Source organism: Streptomyces sp. WY228, assembly GCF_019287315.1.
Classification (GTDB): domain Bacteria; phylum Actinomycetota; class Actinomycetes; order Streptomycetales; family Streptomycetaceae; genus Streptomyces; species Streptomyces caviscabies.
The window spans coordinates 4279565-4297472 of record NZ_CP079114.1; the positions used below are offsets into that span (position 1 = coordinate 4279565).

24 protein-coding genes are annotated in these 17908 nt (G+C 70.5%); 20 read left to right on the forward strand and 4 right to left on the reverse strand.

The window, feature by feature from the left end; translation table 11 throughout:
* Positions 1-25: 25 nt before the first annotated feature.
* Positions 26-490 (reverse strand): NUDIX hydrolase, encoded by a 465-nt coding sequence (locus KV381_RS18660; protein ID WP_218785723.1) that lies wholly within the window; start codon positions 488-490, stop codon positions 26-28.
* An 18-nt stretch (positions 491-508) separates the two neighbouring features.
* On the opposite strand from KV381_RS18660, the gene KV381_RS18665 reads away from it, so the two are divergent.
* The 13 genes from KV381_RS18665 to KV381_RS18725 all read left to right on the forward strand — a co-directional run bounded on the left by KV381_RS18665 (position 509) and on the right by KV381_RS18725 (position 8297).
* Positions 509-1288, forward strand: coding sequence for a GntR family transcriptional regulator (locus KV381_RS18665; protein WP_003967790.1), 780 nt, complete (start codon positions 509-511; stop codon positions 1286-1288).
* Between the two features lie 139 nt (positions 1289-1427).
* Entirely contained in the window at positions 1428-1787 is a 360-nt protein-coding gene (locus KV381_RS18670) for a hypothetical protein (protein ID WP_109175417.1), read from the forward strand.
* Positions 1788-1789: 2 nt separating this feature from the next.
* Positions 1790-3142 (forward strand): FtsK/SpoIIIE domain-containing protein, encoded by a 1353-nt coding sequence (locus tag KV381_RS18675; RefSeq protein ID WP_218785724.1) that lies wholly within the window; start codon positions 1790-1792, stop codon positions 3140-3142.
* A 79-nt stretch (positions 3143-3221) separates the two neighbouring features.
* Positions 3222-3407: a hypothetical protein gene (locus KV381_RS18680; protein WP_218785725.1), complete on the forward strand. Its 186-nt coding sequence runs from the start codon at positions 3222-3224 to the stop codon at positions 3405-3407.
* The gene (locus tag KV381_RS18685) at positions 3407-4072 is read left to right on the forward strand and encodes a DUF2637 domain-containing protein (RefSeq protein WP_218785726.1); all 666 of its coding nucleotides are present in this window, start codon (positions 3407-3409) and stop codon (positions 4070-4072) included. Before KV381_RS18680 ends, KV381_RS18685 begins: the two co-directional genes overlap by 1 nt.
* A gap of 18 nt (positions 4073-4090) precedes the next feature.
* On the forward strand, positions 4091-4276 hold the full coding sequence (locus KV381_RS18690; protein WP_218785727.1) for a hypothetical protein: 186 nt from the start codon (positions 4091-4093) through the stop codon (positions 4274-4276).
* A 5-nt stretch (positions 4277-4281) separates the two neighbouring features.
* Complete coding sequence (locus tag KV381_RS18695; RefSeq protein ID WP_218785728.1) at positions 4282-4473, forward strand: mobile element transfer protein; 192 nt, start codon at positions 4282-4284, stop codon at positions 4471-4473.
* Positions 4474-4485: 12 nt separating this feature from the next.
* A complete protein-coding gene (locus KV381_RS18700; protein ID WP_010060553.1) occupies positions 4486-4641 on the forward strand; it encodes a hypothetical protein in 156 nt (51 codons plus the stop codon).
* A 27-nt stretch (positions 4642-4668) separates the two neighbouring features.
* Complete coding sequence (locus KV381_RS18705; RefSeq protein ID WP_128862537.1) at positions 4669-4983, forward strand: SpdD-like protein; 315 nt, start codon at positions 4669-4671, stop codon at positions 4981-4983.
* A gap of 91 nt (positions 4984-5074) precedes the next feature.
* Positions 5075-6490, forward strand: a complete 1416-nt coding sequence (repSA, locus tag KV381_RS18710; RefSeq protein WP_306438338.1) for a replication initiator protein RepSA — start codon at positions 5075-5077, stop codon at positions 6488-6490.
* A 2-nt stretch (positions 6491-6492) separates the two neighbouring features.
* Complete coding sequence (locus KV381_RS18715) at positions 6493-6714, forward strand: helix-turn-helix domain-containing protein (RefSeq protein ID WP_191861175.1); 222 nt, start codon at positions 6493-6495, stop codon at positions 6712-6714.
* Positions 6714-7841 (forward strand): site-specific integrase, encoded by a 1128-nt coding sequence (locus KV381_RS18720; protein WP_218785731.1) that lies wholly within the window; start codon positions 6714-6716, stop codon positions 7839-7841. Before KV381_RS18715 ends, KV381_RS18720 begins: the two co-directional genes overlap by 1 nt.
* 81 nt (positions 7842-7922) lie before the next feature.
* Complete coding sequence (locus tag KV381_RS18725) at positions 7923-8297, forward strand: hypothetical protein (protein WP_218785733.1); 375 nt, start codon at positions 7923-7925, stop codon at positions 8295-8297.
* A gap of 673 nt (positions 8298-8970) precedes the next feature.
* Here the strand turns inward: KV381_RS18725 and KV381_RS18730 are convergent.
* Positions 8971-9384, reverse strand: a complete 414-nt coding sequence (locus tag KV381_RS18730) for a hypothetical protein (RefSeq protein WP_373461052.1) — start codon at positions 9382-9384, stop codon at positions 8971-8973.
* 164 nt (positions 9385-9548) lie between these two features.
* Here KV381_RS18730 and KV381_RS18735 point away from each other — a divergent pair, with 164 nt between their 5' ends.
* The gene (locus KV381_RS18735) at positions 9549-9941 is read left to right on the forward strand and encodes a hypothetical protein (RefSeq protein ID WP_218785737.1); all 393 of its coding nucleotides are present in this window, start codon (positions 9549-9551) and stop codon (positions 9939-9941) included.
* Between the two features lie 64 nt (positions 9942-10005).
* Here KV381_RS18735 and KV381_RS18740 read toward each other — a convergent pair whose 3' ends face one another.
* Together KV381_RS18740 and KV381_RS18745 are read right to left on the reverse strand one after the other, a co-directional pair.
* Positions 10006-11112 (reverse strand): hypothetical protein, encoded by a 1107-nt coding sequence (locus KV381_RS18740; RefSeq protein ID WP_143665775.1) that lies wholly within the window; start codon positions 11110-11112, stop codon positions 10006-10008.
* 92 nt (positions 11113-11204) lie between these two features.
* Complete coding sequence (locus KV381_RS18745; RefSeq protein ID WP_030627006.1) at positions 11205-12113, reverse strand: bifunctional DNA primase/polymerase; 909 nt, start codon at positions 12111-12113, stop codon at positions 11205-11207.
* Positions 12114-12491: 378 nt separating this feature from the next.
* Between KV381_RS18745 and KV381_RS18750 the strand changes: the two genes are divergently transcribed.
* From KV381_RS18750 to KV381_RS18775, 6 genes are all read left to right on the forward strand, one after another.
* Positions 12492-12806, forward strand: coding sequence for a hypothetical protein (locus KV381_RS18750; protein ID WP_098023990.1), 315 nt, complete (start codon positions 12492-12494; stop codon positions 12804-12806).
* 183 nt (positions 12807-12989) lie between these two features.
* Positions 12990-14162 (forward strand): acyl-CoA dehydrogenase family protein, encoded by a 1173-nt coding sequence (locus KV381_RS18755; RefSeq protein WP_218785739.1) that lies wholly within the window; start codon positions 12990-12992, stop codon positions 14160-14162.
* A complete protein-coding gene (locus tag KV381_RS18760) occupies positions 14159-15181 on the forward strand; it encodes a bifunctional MaoC family dehydratase N-terminal/OB-fold nucleic acid binding domain-containing protein (RefSeq protein ID WP_373461053.1) in 1023 nt (340 codons plus the stop codon). The genes KV381_RS18755 and KV381_RS18760 overlap by 4 nt, the downstream gene beginning before the upstream one ends.
* Position 15182: 1 nt before the next feature.
* Positions 15183-16229, forward strand: a complete 1047-nt coding sequence (locus tag KV381_RS18765; protein ID WP_218785740.1) for an acyl-CoA dehydrogenase family protein — start codon at positions 15183-15185, stop codon at positions 16227-16229.
* On the forward strand, positions 16226-16675 hold the full coding sequence (locus tag KV381_RS18770; RefSeq protein WP_218785742.1) for a MaoC/PaaZ C-terminal domain-containing protein: 450 nt from the start codon (positions 16226-16228) through the stop codon (positions 16673-16675). The genes KV381_RS18765 and KV381_RS18770 overlap by 4 nt, the downstream gene beginning before the upstream one ends.
* A complete protein-coding gene (locus tag KV381_RS18775; protein ID WP_218785744.1) occupies positions 16672-17838 on the forward strand; it encodes a lipid-transfer protein in 1167 nt (388 codons plus the stop codon). Before KV381_RS18770 ends, KV381_RS18775 begins: the two co-directional genes overlap by 4 nt.
* Positions 17839-17908: the final 70 nt, after the last annotated feature.

The following is a 17908-nucleotide window of genomic DNA, read 5'->3' on the forward strand; positions in this document are numbered from 1 at the left end:
CCGCCTTGATGAAGTAGAGAAAGTCTTATCCCGCTGTGATGAGCTGCTTGCCGTCGTGGCTCCGCACGTGGGGGCCGTTGCCGTCCAGGGCGTCCAGGAGACGGACCGCGTAGATCTCGGCCATGCGCTCGCTGACCTCGTCGGGTGTGAGCCAGGAGACGGCTGTCGACTCGCTTGATGTGCGCTCAGTGCCACCGGAGGGCTTACAGCGGAAGACCAGAGCCACGATGCCTCGGGTCGTGTTCTTGTAGACGCCGGTGAGCTGGTCCACCTCGACGTGGATGCCTGTCTCTTCCCAGACCTCGCGTGCAACGCCGGCCTCGGGTGTCTCGTTGAGTTCGAGGATGCCGCCGGGGAGCTCCCAGGCGCCGTTGTCGGCTCGGCGGATCGCCAGGAGACGGCCGTCCTCGCGCACCACTACTCCGGCGACGGACACGGAGTGCAGGGGAGGGGGTGCCGCTTCCTGTGATTGACTCATGTAGAGGAGCATAGGAGGCAGGGAAGGACTATGGGAACTGCGGCGGGAGGGGCCGGTTCCGGTCCTCGGTATGTGCAGATCGCTGATGACCTCGTGCAGCAGATCCGGGCGGGGGTTCTCAAGGCCGGCGACATGGTGCCGAGCGAATCCGAGCTGGTGGACCGCTACGGCGTCTCCGGTGGGACGATCCGTAAGGCCATGGTCGAGGTACGGGCGAGCGGGCTCGTCGAGACCCGGCATGGCAAGGGCTCGATCGTGAAGAATCGGCCCCCCGTACGGCACCGCTCCTCCGATCGCTTCCGGCGCTCGCTCCGGCAAGGGGGCCAGGCCGCCTACCTCGCGGAGTCCGCACAGTCCGGCGCCACCGCAAAAGTCAGCGTCCTCTACATCGGTCCCATGGACGCGCCCGAGGACGCCGCCGAGCGCCTGGGCGTTCCCGCCGGTACGCAGGTGTTGGCTCGCCGGCGCCTCTACTTTCGCAACGGCACTCCGGTGGAAACCGCCTCGTCGTACTTGCCCTGGGACGTGGTGAAGGAGATCCCCGAGCTGTTCGCCGAGAACCCCGGGGGCGGTGGCATCTACGCCCGACTCGAAGACCACGGGCATGAGTTTGCGGAGTTCGTCGAGACGCTGCAAGCGCGCCCGGCCTCGAAGTCGGAGGCGTCTGAACTGGCGCTCAGCCCTGGCGCGCCCGTGGTTCACCTGATCCGTGAGGCCCGTACGACCGCGGGTCGGGTGGTCGAGGTGTGTGACACGCTCATGGCCGCTGACCAGTTCGTCTTCGAGTACCGGATCCCTGCCGACGACTGACGTCCGCTCAACTTCCCGCAACCCGTCGTGAGTTCTTCTTCGCGGCGGGTTGACTCATGTACAGGAGTCGTGCACTCTTCTTCATGTCACTCATGTACATGAGTGACGAAGTTCAGCATCTATAGAGGAGTGTTCTGCTGTGCGTCAGATTCCCGTCGACACCTCCAGCGCTGTCGTGATGGTCGCCAAGCCTCCGCAGGTCAAGGTCCGTGACCGCCGCACCGGTGAGATCGCCACCGACATGGAGACCGGTGCTCAGCTCATGACCGTGGACGTGATGTTCGCGGCGAACGAGGAGGTGGAAATCCTGTCCGTCACCGTTCCGGAGCCCGGGATCACTGGTGAGCTGGCCATGGGTACGCCGGTTGCGCTCACCGGCCTGGTCGCCCGTCCGTGGGAGAACGACTTCAACGGTCAGCGGCGGCACGGCATCGCGTTCCGCGCGGTCGCGGTCACCTCGCTCGCCGACGTCGCCGCCGCAGGGTCGAAGGCAGCCTGATCATGACCGCCTTCACGGTCGCTCTGGTGCTGGTCGTCGCCGCTGCGGGTCTCCTGCGGTGGCGGAGTCCCGCCTGGTACTGGCTGGCCTTCGGGGTCACCCTGGCCGCGCTGCGGGTCTTGATCCGGTACCGCTCGGTCATGGACGCATGCGGGTTGACCGTTCCGCCGCCGCGGTGGCGGTTAGCTCTGGCTCGGGCCACCAATCAGCCGATACCTGAGCCCCGCCCACCGCGTATCCGGCGACTGCGGCCGACTCGCACCGGCCTGGTCCTCCGACTCAAGCTCCGTCCCGGCCAAGACGTCTTCGACATCGCTGCGGCCTCGGACCGGCTTCGGCACTCGTTCTCGATGTTCGGCGTGACCTCGCGTGAGGTGCGGTCCGGTGTCGTCGAGGTGCGGATGACTGGATACGACGTGCTCAAGCGGGTGCAGATGCCTGCTGAGTCGGAGACCCGGGCGATGCGGGTACCGGTGGCCCTTCGGGAGGACGGGTCGGTGCACTACCGCGACTACCGCGCGATACCGCACGCCCTCACCCTCGGCGCCACGGAGTCCGGCAAGTCCGTCTACCAACGCAACCTGGTCGCCGGCCTTGCTCCTCTGGACGTTGCCCTCGTCGGCATCGACTGCAAGCAAGGGGTCGAACTCTTCCCGCTGGCGCGCCGTTTCTCAGCCCTGGCCGACAGTCCGGACACCGCTGCCGAACTCCTCGATGCACTCGTGGTGCGGATGGCGGACGTCTACCGCCTCATCCGTACCCAGCAGCGCATCACCGTCGATGTACCGGACGCGGAGATCGCCGCCGACATCTGGGACCTGCCTGATGAGCTCCGCCCGACCCCGGTCGTCGTCCTGGTCGACGAGGTGGCCGAACTCGCCCTGTACGCAACGAAGGAGGAGGAGAAGCGGCGGGACCGCATCATCACCGCCCTGGTCCGTCTCGCGCAGCTCGGCCGCGCCGCCGGTATCTACCTCGAAATCTGCGGACAGCGCTTCGGCTCCGAACTCGGCAAGGGCATCACCATGCTCCGCGCCCAACTCACCGGCCGCACCGCCCACCGTCTCAACGACGAGACCTCCGCCAACATGGCCTTCGGCGACATCGCCCCGGACGCGGTCCTCGCCGCCATCCAGATTCCCGCCGAACTGCGAGGCCTCGCCATCGCGGGAGATGCGTCCGGCGGTTGGCACCGCATCCGCGCTCCGCACACCTCGCTCCGCCAGGCCGTGAACCTCTGCAACCGGTACGCCGACAGGGCCCCGGACCTGCCTGAGCTGGCCCCTTTCCGGCCGACCACCGGAACTGCCACCGAGCTCGTGCCATCAGCGAAGGCCTCTCCGGCCACCGCCTGATCTCTCCCCCACCCGGCAGGCGTGACCGTCTTCGCGCCGAGTCCCTACCACTGCCATGCCCAGAGAAGGGAGAACCGCCATGTGCCCTGACTGCGAGGACTTCGCCCGGACCGTGCTTCTGCTCGTCCAACTCGCCCTGTACGCCGACATGGACAGCGCCGACCTCGACTTCGTGGACGCCGTCAGCCCGTCCCTCGCCGTGTCGCTGCCGGAGCCGCCGCCGGGCACGTTCCCGGACGACTCCGACCCCGCTGAGGACTCCTGATGGGCGCCCGGCACGGTCTCCGGATCGACGCGGTGTTGATCCAGGCGGTTATCGCCGGGGCTCTGTCCTTCGCGCACCTGCACGACCTCGCCGCCGCGGCCGGACAGGACGGCTGGAAGGCATGGGCCTACCCGGTCAGCGTCGACCTGCTCCTTGTCGCCGCCTGGCGTCGGCTGCGCAGTGAGGGCCCGTCCCGGTTGGCCTGGTGCTGGTTCCTGATCGCCCTGTTCGCGTCGCTCGGCGCCAACGTCGCCACCGCCGGGTTCCTCGACCTGGCCGACCCACCGGCCCCGCTCCGGCTCGGCATCGCCGGATGGCCCGCACTCGCCTTCCTCGGCGGCACCCTCCTCGCCCACTCGTCGGGGAAGCCGGAGCCAGCTCCGCCAGCCGCCGTCACGGAGACGAAGGAAGTCGGGCCGACGCGCGTGCCTGACACCGCCCCGATCCCATCCCAGGCTGATGAACCCCCTGCGAAAGAGGCCCCGTCCTCGCCCTCGGCCCCGTCCCCGGAGCCGCCCGTTCCCGCCGTGCTGATCGACCACGCCCGCAAGGTCGCCGAGGAGCACCGCACCCGCACCGGATCACCGATCGACACCGACACCCTCCGCACCCGCCTCGGCGTTCCGCCTCACCTCGCCGACGCCATCGCCGCCCGCCTCAGCTGACCGCAAAGGAGAACTGAGATGACCCACGATCCCGCCGCCCTGACCGTGGCCGATTACCTCGACGGAGCGCGTGAGATGGCCGCAGCCGGACGCCCCTTCCTCGCCCATCTGCTCGCCGAGGAAGCCGCACGACGCGTCGACGACCCGGCCACCGCCCGCGGCATCCGCGCCCAGTACACCGACCCGACGACCGGCAGGGGCTGACCGGCATGCCCGCTCGCGACAGCTTCCACTCCGTGATGCGTATCGGCCCCGTGCAGATCGGCACCCACCGCGACCGCACCGGCCGCACCGCCCACGCCGCCGTCTGCACTGCCGACCGCTGCGGCTGGTCCGCCGACTACTCCAGCCGGTCCGCCGCCCAACTCGCCGCCCGTACCCACCGCTGCACCGTCCGTTAGGAGACAGCGTCCATGGACGTCCCCCTCTGGATCGCCCTGCTGGTCGTCGGCTACCTCGGCATCAAGCTCTTCCGTCCGCCGGTGTGGCTGATCTGCGTGCTCCTCCTCGGCGGCTACCTCCTCGCCGACAGCCTCTTCGCGTCCGTCATCGACACCGCCGTCAAGTAACCCGCGCCCGGGAGAGGAGAACCACTCATGTTCCAGCCCAAGATCCCGACCATGCCGCAGCCCTCGGGCCTTGTCACCCCGCCCGCCGTCGTCCGGCCGACCACCATCACGCCGGGCACGCCTGCCCCGGCACCCGCCGCCGCCCCTGAGCCGTCCCGTCCGGTCGTACAGCTCGCCCCCGGCACTGCGGTCGCGCTCGTCGGTGCCGGTACTGCCGTCGTCCTGGTCGTCGGCACCGTCCTGGTCTCGCTGCTCCTGGCGGTCGCCGTCACCAGCGCATCGGTCGCCGTCTGCGCGGTCGTCCTGCGCTCCCTGATCGCGTCCGACGCCAAACGCCGCTGACCGGCCCCCGGGCGGCCTCGATACCGCCAAGCATCCGCCGCCCGGGAGCCGTGCCCACCGATCGATCTCGCAACCGGAAGGAACCTCCAGCATGGCCCACCGGCCCGCACCCTCGAAGCAGAAGCGGTCCATGCCCGCCCCACAGCTCGACCCGACCGTCCTCGGGGACGTCCTCCGCGTGGCCTCGGCCTCCGACTACACGCGCTGGGAGGACCAGATCCGCCGCACCGGCGGCTGTGCCGACCCCGTCCATCTGAGCGGCTGGGTAACCCACAAGGACAAGACCACCGGCGAGACCCTGCACCGCTACTCGACCGCGTACGAGCCGGGCGGGCGTCTCCGCATCGCCTGCGGCAACCGCCGTGCCTCCCGCTGCCCCTCCTGTGCCTGGACCTACGCGGGCGACACCTACCACCTGATCCGCGCCGGCCTCGCCGGAGACGACCGCCGCGACATCACCGCCGCCGTCCGCGACCACCCGCGCGTCTTCGCCACCCTCACCGCACCCTCGTTCGGCCCCGTCCACAACCGCCCCGACCGGGGCACCTGCCGGTGCGGCACGGCGCACGCCTCGGACTCCGGGGACCTGGGCTCCGCCCTCGATCCGGAGACCTACGACTACGCGGGCGCCGTGCTCTTCAACAACTACGCCGGGGAGCTCTGGCAGCGTTTCACCACCCGGCTCCGCCGCGAACTCGCCATCCACGCGGGCATCCCACGCCGTGAGCTGGGCTACCACCTCCGCGTCTCCTTCGGCAAGGTCGCCGAATTCCAGAAGCGCGGGGCACTCCACTTCCACGCCGTCGTACGTCTCGACGGCCCGGAGGGACCTTGCATTCCGCCGCCCTCTTGGGCCACGGTCGATCTCCTCACCGACGCTATACGCGCCGCAGCCGCGCACTCGTACACGGCGGTCTCCGTCCCGGCTGCCGGTGATCAGTCGGCCCGGACCTTCCGGTGGGGCCGACAGCTCGACGTCCGCCCGGTCAAGGCCTTCGGCGACGGTTCGGATGTCACCGAACAGGCGGTCGCCTCGTACGTGGCCAAGTACGCCACCAAAGCTGCCGAAAACACCGGCACCCTGGACCGCCGTATCGGTGAACTCGCCGAACTCGACCGCCACCGCGTTCCCGATCACACCCGTCGGCTCATCACCGCATGCCGTGAGCTCGACAGCCTCTATCCGGACCGACGTCTCTGGGCCTGGGCCCACATGCTCGGCTTCCGCGGCCACTTCTCGTCCAAGTCCCGCACCTACTCGACGACCCTCGGTGCCCTCCGCCAGGAACGCGCCGACTACCGCGCTTCACAGGAAGCGACCGTCCTCGGCCTGGCCGACCGTGAACCGGACACGGTCCTCGTCCTGACGGACTGGCAGTACGTCGGCCACGGGCACACCCCCGGCGAAGGCGCTCTCGCTGCCACCATCGCCCGTGACCTCCAGACCAACCGCGAGACCGCCCGCGACGCACTGAAGGGGATCACTGCCAACGAGGGGGAGTGGTGACTGTGGCGGACCGACTGCTCACCGTGAATCAGGTTGCCGAACGACTCGGCACCGGTCTCCGCTTCCCCCGCCGGCTCATCGAGGAACGCCGCATCACGTTCGTCAAGGTCGGCCGACACGTTCGCATCCCCGAGAGTGCCGTGGAGGAATACGTCAGTGCCCACACGGTGGCGCCGATCGTCCTGCGGCCCGCCTCAACGTACTCGTACCGGAGGGCCGCCTGATGGCCGCTAAGCGTAAGTCCCGACGCGCCTTCGGCCGGATCCGGAAGCTGCCGTCCGGTCGGTTCCAGGCTCGGTATCCGGGGCCTGACGGCGTGCTCCGTGCCGCTGATCAGACGTTCGCGACAACGACCGATGCCGATCGCTGGCTGGCACGGAAGCGAATCGAGATGGAGGAGGGCCGCTGGCTCGACCCCGCCGAGGGACGGACCACCGTCCGCGATTGGTCGGCACGATGGCTCACCGCGGTCTCCCCGCAGCTCAAGCACAAGACACAGGCGTCGTACCGATCCCTGATCAACTCGCTGATCGTTCCGGCGCTCGGTGACCGTGAGCTTTCCAGCCTCCGGCCGATCACCATCGTCGAATGGGTCGGTGCGATGAAGACCCGCGGTCTCAGCGCATCACGGATCAGGCAGGCCTACCGGGTGCTCTCGCAGATCATGCGGGCCGCCGTTGACAACGAGATGATCGGGCAGACCCCGTGCAGGGGCGTGAAGCTGCCTCGCATGCCGCAGACCGAGCCGAACATCCTCACCCCGCTGGAAGCTTCGCGGATCGTGCGGAGCGCGACGAAACCGCATGACCTGCTGATCTCGTTGCTCGCCTACGCGGGTCTGCGGGTCGGGGAGGCGTTCGCGCTGCGGCGAGCGGACATCGATGTGTCGGGCGGCCTGGTCCTCGTCGATGAGAACCTGGCCGAAGCGAATGGCACCCTCGTCTTCGACACTCCCAAGTCCCACCAGAAGCGGGTTCTGCGGATCGGGCCGTCACTCGCGGCGCGGATCGGCCGGCACTTGGAGACGCTGCCCGGTGGGGAGGACGCTCTCCTGTTCGTCACGCCTGGCGGCAAGCCGCTGCGCTACAACCAGTGGCGCAAGGCGTACTTCGATCCTGCTGTGGCGGCTGCCGGGCTCACTGACGTCACGCCGCACGATCTCCGCGCCTCGCACGGCACATGGGTGGCCGACCGGTACGGCGTTATGACCGCCGCCCACCGGCTCGGACACTCGAACGCGAGCGTGACCACTCGGCACTACGCCCGGCCAGTCGCCGGTCGCGACGACCAGGTGGCGACGGCTGCGGATGTTTGGCTCAGCGGCGACGGGGAGATTGACCCCGTCGGCTAAGTTCTCGCCGAAAGGAGCTCGTCTCGTTGACTTACAGAGAATCCGGTTGAGCCCTCCGGACCAGCTCGACATACTCCCTGCATGACCAGCAATGGGGCCGAAGCCGCTGAGCAGGGATGGGACGCTCCCTGGTATCGCGTCCGAACAGATCGGTTCCACGCATCATTCCTGCCCAGCGCGGACGAGGCCCTGGATGCCGTCTGCAACGTCGATGTGGAGGTCCGGCTGACTGCGGACGAGTCACGCTGGAGCGCGACCGTGTTCACTCTTGCTGAGGTCGAGCGCCTCATGGAAAAGGACTCCCGAACCGGCGAGTCTCTGAGCGGCCGCTACTTCTGGTGCTCCGACGGCCTCATCGTTCGAGACGCAGGCATCGACAACATCACGCGCGTGCTGACCGGCCTGCTCGATTCTGGTGACTTCACGCAGGTCCTTCAGCGGCTCGACGACGACTGACCATCTGCCCCATTCTGAAGCGGTCAGTTAGCGTTGATTGGGCAAGGTGCAAGGGTGTACCCATGCAGCAGTTCGGTCAGCGCCTTCGCTCTTTGAGATTCTCGTTAGGGCTTGTTCCGACGAGCTTTCCGGCGTGTCGCGAGACACGTAGTCCGGCTTTGGAACATGCCCTGGTGGATCAGGCGACACTCTGCGGCATCCCTCGCCAACACGTGACGGCCTATAGGCGTCTGTTCGTTGCGAAGAGGTCCGGGAGGTGCCCGGACTGTCGAGTGAGGGCAGTCGATGCCTCGTTCGGGTTCTGATTGAGGATTCACTTGGCGAGTGCGCTTGCTCGTTACGTGGACAGCCCACCTGACCAGACGCGGCTCGATCACGGGTTGAGGGGCACGCTGCGGGCACGATGACCACGGCAACGGTTCGATCGGGGCGGGGCCTACCCGTCTGACCTGCGGGGGAGTCCAGAAGCCGCCCGACCACCAAAAGGTCTTGAAAACCGTCGTGGCAGCGATGTCACCGTGGGTTCAAATCCCACACCCACCGCAGATGAACGGCCCCCGACCAGCAGCTTCGGTCGGGGGCCGTTCCTTGTCGGGCTTTCCGCACCGAGTACCGAGCACGGCTGGTGCCGAGCGTGCCCACGGCAGGTGCGTGGGCGCGGCCGGGGGCAGCGCTACCAGGCCGGGCGTGGGTCCTGGCGTTCCGGTGACAAGCCTGCGGGCACGTTGTTGCCCGTGTCCGTTCGCCACAGGTAGCCCGGGCTCGGTACGAACTCGTCGGAGGGAGGGGCCGGGGCGTGGAAGCGCTGGGTGCGGGGCAGCGGTACCTCGACGAGCTTGCCGTCATGGATCATCCACAGCCCGAAGCAGTCGTCCTCCTCGTCGTGGATCAGTACCTGTACCTGGCCCGGGTCGGGCCAGGGAAGCGATTCGAGGTGACTCAGGAGTCCGGAGCGTGGTTCCACGCGGTTGAACTCGATGACCCATCCGCCGACGAACAGGTCGAGGGGTTCGAAGTGGCCTCGCCAGCTCCGCGCATCGTCGGGGCGGGTCAGGGGTTCCATGACCTCGTCCGCGTACGTTGCCAAGACGATGACCTGCGCGATTCTGCTCATGCCGGAGTATCGCCGCGGAGTACCTGCCGGCGGCACCTCTTTTTTTGGGGGTGGCGGGGCGGTTCGGCTGTGACGTGCGGGCGGTCACACGCGAACCGGGATGCCGCCCTTGGGATTTCGGCCGTAGCGTGGGCGGCATGGTCGATCGTCTGGAGATCAGTGTGCTGTCGGCAGGGCGCCGGTTCGCGGCCACTCTGCGGATTCTGGTCAATGGTGAGGACGTGGTGGCGGAGGCGGTCGGTGAATGTGGCCGGGGCCCGTTCGTCGCGGATGCGGTGCCGGACGCCGGCCCCGGTCCGCTGTGGGCCACCGGCGAGGCTCGGCGGGTGGAGCTGGGGGAGCCGGAGTGTTCAGGAGGGTGCTGCGGGTTCCTGACGGTGGTCGTTCAGCGTCTCGGGGACATCGTGCAGTGGTCCGACTGGGAGATTCCGTACGGGGAGGTCGCTCCGCCGGCGTTCCACTTCGATGCTGATCGGTACGACGCGGAGCTGGCTCGCGTGGGTGTGAGGCCGGCCGGGGCGGCTCGGTGACGCGTACGTCCGGGGCGGTGGGTGGCCAGGTGACCGGTGGGGTTCGAGTGGTGAGCGGCCCGGGCTACTCCGCCGGGACCGGCCCGAGTGCGCCCAGGACGGCGGGTGCGTCCTTCTTCCGCGTGACGACGAGGACCGGTACGCCGTTGTCCTCGCATTCCAGGACCACCGCCCGGCCGTCGTAGTCGGGGCGGCCCGCCGGGTCCGTCAGGTAGGGCGGGCGGAGGCGGAGCGGGGTCAGGGTGCGGGGGACGGGCTTGCGGTGGAAGACGCCGGTGGGGTCGGGGGTCGTGGCCAGGAGGCCGGGGCCCGCGATCAGGTAGCCGGCGCCGCTCGCGTACGGGACCTCGCCCATGATCAGGCCCGGGAAGCACCGCTCCTCGGTGAGCACGGACGGCCGCAGTGCGATCGTGTCGTCGCCGCCGCGGTCGCGCCGCCGCAGGAACGGGACGGCCAGGGCGCAGAGCGCCAGGACCACCACGGTGGCCAGACCGGTGAGTTGCAGGGCTTCGGCGATGCTGTCGGTCAGCCAGGGAGCCAGCGCGCCGAACGCCGCGAGGACGGTGCCGCCGGTGATCGTGAGGCCGGCCTGCCAGGAGTGGGCCTTGACCGAGCGCCGCATGGCCCGGACCATCGCGGCCGCGCCCGCCAGGAACGCCGCCCCGTAGAGGCCCAGGCCCAGACCGAGCGTGAGCGGGATCCGGTAGGAGCGGCGCGGGTCCGCGTTCGTGTGGTGGCGTCCGGAGGCGAGGTCGACGTACCGGATCTGCCCCCGCCAGTAGGTGGCCTCGATGTTCTCTCCGGCCGTGGCGCCCGGGTGTTCCCGCGGGCTGCCGTTGACCCGGGTGCGTGTGGCCGTTCCGTCGGCCTCGGTGATGTACAGCCAGTACGACGCCGTCTTGCTCCTCGTCACCTTCTCTGTGCGGTCGATCACCGCCGGGACCGTACGCAGGCAGTCGGAGCCGGAGCGGGCGTCGAGCGGGGTGGGGCATGCGACCGCCGCCCTGAAGTCCCGCTCCTCGGCGTGGGATCCCGGCGTGGTGACGAGCAGCAGCCAGGCCGCCACCAGCGTGAACGCGCTGCCGAGTATCAGGCCGGGCCGCACTCCCGAACGACGCCTCGCGCTGAGGTCGTTGCTCGTGGGCGGTGGTGGGGGCGGGGTCATGGTCACCCTCGCATTCTGCCGCCGGCGGCCTGATCCCGGTCCCGTTCGGTCCGGTCCCGTTCGGTCCGGTCTGGTCCGGTCCTGTTCGGTCCGTTCTGTCAGGTCGCGCCGTCCGTCTCCCCGTTCCGCCCCGACGTCAGCCGTGCCGCCGATGCGATCGCGGCGCGGGCCTCGTGTTCCGGCAGGCCGGTGCGGACGGCGGCGGCGGTGAGCGCGTCCGCCAGGGCGTCGCCGAAGCCGTGTTCGTAGGCGCGGCAGGCCGCCCAGAACAGGCGGGTGTTGCGCTGACCCTCGTGGGCGGCGAGCACGAACTGGATCAGGCCCTCGCCCCTGCGGGCCGGGGTGGGGGCAGGGCCCGTGCCCCCGGCGGTCGCGGGCGCGCGGCGTGGCTGGGTCAGGAGGCGGAGCAGGGCGCGGGGGCACGGGGCCGGGGTGAGGTGGGCGGTGCCGGGGGCCAGGCGGTAGCGGCCGTGCGCGGTGACCGAGCCGGGGCCGACCAGATAGCCGCCGCTGCCGCGGATGTCGATGCCCGGGGCGAGGCGGCCGGCGGAGTTGGGGACCGTCGCGTCGGCGGGGCCGGTCAGCCAGAGGTGCCGGCCGCCGCTCGGGGTGAGCACCGTGACCGTCGGCGGGATGGTGAACAGGTGCTGGAGGGCCAGCTGCCGGAGCGCGCCCGCCGCGTCGCTGCCGTACGCGGGGTCCACGTCCAGGTCGATGCCGATGAGGCGCTGCGGGGCGCGTCCGCAGGCGATGCCGTAGCCGGTGGCCCGGGGCGCGGCGGCGAAGAGAGCCCGGACGGCCGCGGGGTCGGTGGTGGCGTCGTGCACCCCGTGCCCCGGCAGCCCGCACTCGCCGCGGCAGTGCGCGGGCAGCCGCTGACCCCGGTGCGGCGAGCGCAGGGCGGGGAGCTTGGTGGCGGAGAGGGGGAAGACGGGGAGGCCGCGCCCGGCGGCGGCCAGGGCGTGGGCCAGGGCCAGGGTGGGGGTCTGCCGGTCGATGGTGGCCATGGCTTCATTTTCGTACAAGCGTTCGAAGAAAGGAAGAGGGGGAGGTGCGGGGGGTGGGTGGAGGCGTACGGGCGAGTGCGGGCGAGTGCGGGCGAGTGCGGGCGAGTCGGGTGGCGTAACGCTTCTTCCCGGGTGCCCCAACGAGTCGCCTCAGGTCGCCTCGCCGGCCTGACCCGCCCCGGATTTTTCGTACGGCATGGGAGGTTTATCGGCTCTTCGTCATACGTGAGGGGGAATCGGGCGGAAGCGAGGGGTTCGCCGGGGATGCGCTGGGCAACTCTGGTCTCGCGACGTTGTGAACAGCACCGGGGTGGTCGGCCAACTCCCCCGGGACCAGCCGAATATGAAGCCGCAATTCCGTTTCCTGGAGGAAATGACATGGCAAGTATCCGTACCGCTCGTGCCCTCGCCGCTGTCGCCGCTCTGCCCCTGACCGTCGCGCTCTGCGGTGGGGTCGCCATGGCGGACAACGGCTCCTTCGCGAACGACGGATCGAACGCGGCGGTGGCGACGGTCGGCGGCAGCGGTGTCGGCGGCAACAACTCCGGCAACTCGGCCACGACCCAGCAGCAGGCCGTCGGCGCCGGTGCGTCGAACCAGAACACGTCCGCCCAGGTGAGCAATTCGGCTTTCGTGCCGATCGACCAGTCGGACCACAGTGTCGCGGTGAACTTCACGCCCTTCTTCTGGTGATGCTCCCCAGGTGACGCGGCCGTCGGGACCTCCCGGGGGGTGGGTTCCGGCGGACTGGACAGCAGCCCGCGCGACGGCACTTCGGTGTCCTCGTGCGGGCTGTCGTCGTCTTGACAGGGCGCCTGTTTCTGACGGACAGTCAGAAACCTCGGCACCTGCATCCGCGGCTCTGGAGGTCTCTCCGTGCATCTCGCTCCGACAGAACGACAACGGCGCCTCCGTGCCGAACTCCGTTCCTACTTCGGTGCGTTGATGTCCGACGCGGTGTACGCCGGACAGCGCGTCGACCCGGGCGAACAGCGGCGGCTGCTCCGCCGTATCGGCGCCGACGGGCTGCTCGGTCTCGGCTGGCCCGAGGAGTACGGCGGCCGGGGGCGGGGCCCCGACGAGCAGTTCGTCTTCTTCGACGAGGCGTACCGTGCCGGCGCCCCGGTCTCCATGGTCACGCTCAACACCGTCGGCCCGACGCTGATGGCGTACGGGACCGAGGAGCAGAAGGCGTACTTCCTGCCCCGCATCCTCGCCGGCGACCTCGTCTTCGCGATCGGCTACAGCGAGCCCGAGGCCGGTACGGACCTGGCGTCGTTGCGGACCCGCGCCGTGCGGGACGGCGACGACTGGGTCATCGACGGCCAGAAGATCTTCACCAGCAACGCCCAGCAGGCGGACTGGATCTGGCTCGCCTGCCGTACGGACCCCGAGGCCCCCAAGCACCGGGGCATCTCGATCATCCTGGTGCCCACCGACGACCCCGGCTTCTCCTGGACGCCGATCGGGACCGTGGGCGGGCTGACCACGACGGCCACCTATTACGACGGCGTACGCGTCCCCGCCGCCAACCTCGTCGGCACCGAGAACGCGGGCTGGAAGCTCATCACCAGCCAGCTCAACCACGAACGCGTGGCCCTGGCCGCCCTCGGCATGCAGGCCGAGGACTTCTACGAGGAGGCCCTCGCCCACACCCGTACCCCCGACCCCCTGACCGGGCGCCGCCGGATCGACGAGCCATGGGTGCGCGCCCGGCTCGCGGAGGCGTACGCCCGGCTCGCGGCGACGCGCCTGCTGAACTGGCGGCTGGTCGACGCCGTGGGCGCCGGCGCACCGGCCCCCGGAGAGGCCAGCGGCGTGAAGTTCGCGGGCACCGAGAGCGCCGTCGAGGTCTACCGGATGTGCCAGGAGGCCGTCGGCGAGACCGCCCTGCTCCGGGCCGGTTCTCCCGGCTGTTTCGGCCCGGACGGCGAGCTGGAGCGGATGAACCGCGCCGCGCAGATCAACACCTTCGGGGGCGGTGTCGGCGAGGTGCAGCGCGAGATCGTCGCGACGGCCCGGCTCGGGATGACCCGGGGCAGGCGATGAGCGGGGCGGGCGCCGAGATCCCACGGCCGGAGGCCGCTGTGGAAGACAGGACGGATAGAACGGATAGAACGGATGGGGCGGATGGGGCGGACAGGGCCGAGAGCGACGAGCTGTTCGAGCGGCTCAGCGCCTACGAAGGCCGTGCCGCCGCCGTCGCCGGGCGCGGCAAGGACCCGGTCAACGAGCCGATGATCCGGCACTGGTGCGAGGCGATGGGCGACACCTCGGCCGCCTACCGGGGCCCGGACGCCGTCGCCCCGCCGACGATGCTCCAGGCGTGGACGATGGGCGGGCTGACCGGCCATACCGACCACCGCTCCGCCGCGTACGACGAGATGTTCGCGCTGCTCGACGGCGCCGGTTACACCTCCGTCGTCGCGACCGACTGCGAGCAGGAGTACCTGCGACCGCTCCGGCCCGGTGACCGGATCACCTTCGACACGGTCATCGAGTCCGTCTCCCCGCGCAAGACGACCAAGCTCGGCACCGGCTACTTCGTCACCACCCGCACGGATGTGCACGCCGGTGGAGAACCGGCCGGGACGCACCGCTTCCGCATCCTCAAGTACCGCCCCGCGCAACGGAACAAGAGCCCCGAAGCAGCGCGTCGGCCCCGGCCCGTGATCAACCGCGACAACGCCGGATTCTGGGACGGGGTCGCCGAGCACCGGCTCCTCATCCAGCGCTGCACCGACTGCGCGACCCTTCGACTGCCCTGGCTGCCCGGCTGCAACGCCTGCGGTGGCACGGAGTGGGACACGGTCGAGGCGGGCGGGGGCGGCACGGTTTTCAGCCATGTCGTGATGCACCACCCGCCCTTCCCCGCCTTCGCCCCGGACGGCGAGGGCGGACCGTACGCCGTCGCGCTGGTCGAGCTGGCCGAGGGCGTCCGCATCGTCAGCAACGTGATCGGTGTGCCGTACGACAAGGTCCGCGTCGGCATGCCCGTACAGCTGGAGTTCCTCCGTACGGACCCCGACCTGGAACTGCCGGTCTTCCGGGCGGGCGAAGGGGGCTGAGATGGACTTCACCCCGAGCGAGGAGCAGGCGGCGGCGCAGGGGCTGGTCGCGCGGATCTTCGGCGATCTGTCCACGCACGAGCGGCTGACGGCGGCCGGTTCGGGCACGGACGCGGAGTTGTGGAAGGAACTGTGTGCGGCGGGACTGCCCGGCGCGGTCGAGGAGACCGGGCTGCTCGGCCTCGTGCTGCTCCTGGAGGAGCAGGGCCGCACCACCGCCCAGGTCCCGTTCGCGGCCACCTGTGTGTACGGGCTGCTCGCCGTCGCCGAGCACGGTACGGCCGAGCAGCGCGAGCGCCTGCTGCCCGGCCTGCGCGACGGTACGGAAGTGGCGACGGGCGCCTTCCCGGCGCGGGGCGGCGTACACCTCGCGGACGGGGCGCTGTACGGGGCGGTGCCCTGGGTGCCCTGGCTGCGCGACGCCACCCAGGTGCTGGTGGCGGACGCGGAGCGCGGTCCGTGGATCGTCCGGACCGGCGAGCCGGGCGTCACCGTGGTGCCGGTGGAGACGACCGCGCCCTGGTCCGCGGGGCGGCTTGTTCTCGACGGCGTACGCGGGGAGCGGCTGGGGAACGGGCGGCTGGGGGCGTACACGGAGGTCCTCGCCACCGCCCGTACCGCGTTCGCGGGTCTTCAGGCCGGGGTGTGCGCCGGCTCGCTCGCGCGCGCGGTCCAGCACACCGTCACCCGCGAGCAGTTCGGGCGTCCGCTCTCCACCAACCAGGGCGTCCTGCTCCGCGCCGCCGACGCCCATATGGACACCGAGGCGATCCGGGTCACCGCGTACGAGGCGGCCTGGCGGCACGACGCACAAGAGGCGTACGAGGCACAGGCGTTGACCGCTGCCTGGTGGGCCTCGGAGGCGGGCAAGCGGGTCGTCCACGCGGGCCAGCATCTGCACGGCGGCACCGGCGCCGACCTCGACCACCCGGTCCACCGGCACTTCCTCTGGGGCCGCCAGCTCGACGCGTACCTCGGCTGCGGCGGCGAAGTCCTGGAGGAGCTGGGCCTGTTGCTGGCGGCCGGACCCCGGGAGGAGGCGTCATGACGCACCCGCGCACCCACCGCGTCGGCGACGAGCTGCCGCCCCTGGATATCCCGGTGACCCGGACCCTCGTCGTCGCCGGGGCCATCGCCTCGCGCGACTACCAGGACGTGCACCACGACGCGGAGCTGGCCCGGGAGAAGGGCTCCCCCGACATCTTCATGAACATCCTCACCACCAACGGGCTCGTCGGCCGCTACCTCACCGACCACTTCGGCCCCACCGCCGTCCTCCGCAAGGTCGCGATCCGGCTCGGCGCGCCCAACTACCCGGGCGACGTGCTGCGGTTGACCGGGCGGATCACGGAAGTGGTCACCGAGGAGACGGTCCAGGCGGTCGTCCGGGTCACCGGAGACAACGGAATCGGACGCCATGTGACCGGCACGGTGACCCTCACCCTCCCCGGCCCGGTGACCCTCCCCGGCCCGGACGGGGTGGTCGCACCATGAGTATCCGCAGGGCCGACACGCTCGGCGGAAAGGCGGCGATCGTCGGCATCGGGGCTACCGAGTTCTCCAAGGACTCCGGCCGCAGCGAACTCAAGCTGGCCGTCGAGGCCGTCCGCGCCGCGCTCGACGACGCGGGCCTCACGCCCGCCGACGTCGACGGGCTGGTCACCTTCACCATGGACACCAGCCCGGAGATCACCGTCGCCCAGGCGGCCGGCATCTGCGAGCTGTCGTTCTTCTCCCGGATCCACTACGGCGGCGGCGCGGCCTGCGCCACCGTGCAGCAGGCCGCCCTCGCGGTGGCTAGCGGGATCGCGGACGTCGTCGTCTGCTACCGGGCCTTCAACGAACGCTCCGGCCGCCGCTTCGGATCCGGCGTGCAGCGGCGTGAGCCGACCGCCGAGGGCGCGGCGCTCGGCTGGAACCTGCCGTACGGGCTGCTCACCCCGGCCTCCTGGGTGGCGATGGCGGCCCAGCGGTATCTGCACGCGTACGGCCGCGGCCCGGAGGACTTCGGTCAGGTGGCGGTCCTCGACCGGCGGCACGCGGCACGGAACCCGGCGGCGTACTTCCACGGGAAACCGATCACGCTCGCCGACCACGCCGCCTCCCGCTGGATCGTGGAGCCGCTACGGCTGCTGGACTGCTGCCAGGAGACGGACGGCGGTCAGGCGCTCGTCGTCACCAGCGTGGAGCGCGCCCGCGACCTGCCCCGCCCGCCCGCCGTGGTCGTCGCGGCGGCCCAGGGCGCGGGCCGGTCGCAGGAGCAGATGACGAGCTTCTACCGGGACGGGCTGACGGGCCTGCCGGAGACCGCCGTGGTCGCCCGGCAGCTCTGGCGCAGCTCCGGACTGACCCCGGCCGACATCGATGTGGGCATCCTCTACGACCATTTCACCCCGTTCGTCCTGATGCAGCTGGAGGAGTTCGGTTTCTGCGGGCCGGGGGAGGCGGGCGACTTCGTCGCGGCGGACGCCCTGCCGCTGAACACCCATGGGGGTCAGCTGGGGGAGGCGTACCTCCATGGGATGAACGGCATCGCGGAGGCGGTCCGGCAGATCCGGGGCACCTCGGTGAACCAGGTGGCGGGGGCGGCGAGGTCACTGGTCACGGCCGGTACGGGCGTTCCGACCTCGGGCCTGGTCCTCGGCGCGGACGACTGAACGGCGGCCTCCGGCCCCGGTGGCTCTCGGGGCCGGACCCTGACGGCCCGGCCGAGGCCCGTCCACCTTC